The sequence below is a fragment of the Burkholderia sp. AcTa6-5 genome (genome assembly GCF_017815075.1).
In the GTDB taxonomy this organism is placed as follows: Bacteria; Pseudomonadota; Gammaproteobacteria; order Burkholderiales; family Burkholderiaceae; genus Burkholderia; species Burkholderia sola.
This window is the reverse complement of sequence record NZ_JAGIQE010000080.1, coordinates 1-639: the sequence shown is the minus strand read 5'-3', so window position 1 is coordinate 639 and position 639 is coordinate 1. Positions and strand designations below refer to the sequence as shown.

Annotated in this window: 1 pseudogene; it reads left to right on the top strand. The window is 52.9% G+C overall.

Annotated features, from left to right (window positions below):
- Window positions 1-46: 46 nt before the first annotated feature.
- Window positions 47-639, top strand: a pseudogene (locus tag J8I33_RS34290) (hypothetical protein); the annotation flags it as partial.

The window sequence follows — 639 nt, the reverse complement described above, 5'->3', positions numbered from 1 at the left end:
GGAACAGCAAGCGGCGCCGCCTTCGAACCAAACTACGAAAAGTTCTATGACCGACAAGCAAAGTGGAAACCAGACGGACGTCGTGCCGAATGAGCGGGTAACCTGGGTCAAGAATCCGTTAATCACCCAGATTAGGTTCCATGACGCAATCGTACGTGACGACAGCATTAAAATACGGTACTACCTTTCCTATATCAATCCAAGTAAACGGGACGTTAAGTGGACCGGTAAACCGACACCTGATGGTCCTGCAATGCGGCTGTATTCGGAGGGCAAGGAGATTAAGCCTGCCCCGCCTAAGTACAGTGGCATTGAGCCTTATGTCGCGGCTCCCCGGGACGAAGATATAAAGCGATCTACCCATGTGGTGAAGGCAAAGGAGAAATGGGTAGGCGAAGTTGCAGACGAATTTGTGATCTTGAATACCCAGTTCCTTCCTGGCACGCACGTCTACGAGATGGTCTACTGGCATACGCAACTCGACTGGATAGACGTGCGCGAGGTTCTGGACCGTACCGATACGGGCAAGGGCAGGATGATGTACCCGATCACGGATAACGCGCCGTCGAACCGCCTCTATTTCAGGGTCTACAAGCCGACCGATGAAGAAGCGCGTGAGGGGCGGCACATTGAATTCCT